Source organism: Chryseobacterium sp. SIMBA_028, assembly GCF_046535285.1.
GTDB lineage: Bacteria > Bacteroidota > Bacteroidia > Flavobacteriales > Weeksellaceae > Chryseobacterium.
The window spans coordinates 1-236 of sequence record NZ_JAWRWZ010000828.1 but is presented as its reverse complement, the minus strand read 5'-3'; the positions used below and the strand labels follow the sequence as shown (position 1 = coordinate 236).

The following is a 236-nucleotide window of genomic DNA, read 5'->3' as shown; positions in this document are numbered from 1 at the left end:
GTCTTTTGGGAGTTATCTACTTTTACCACTTTAATTTCTGTCTTACAACAGTCCTTTTTAGTTTTAACCCCGCATTTACTGCAAAGATCATCCACTTTCTGGCTTACAGAAGCCATTTCTTTCATACAGTAGTGAACGCTAAAAGCTGCCCCGGAAGAAAATCCGAAGTAGAAAATAGAGAATAGTATGGCAAGAATCTTTTTCATTGGCTTGTACAAAGGTAAAAATATCTTTGA

The 236-nt window shown here is 36.0% G+C and carries 1 protein-coding gene; it reads right to left on the bottom strand.

Annotated features, from left to right (window positions below; genetic code table 11):
* Positions 1-206, bottom strand: a 206-nt coding sequence (locus SCA31_RS25520; protein WP_410699718.1) for an HYC_CC_PP family protein, incomplete at its 3' end; no start/stop codon positions are given.
* Positions 207-236: the final 30 nt, after the last annotated feature.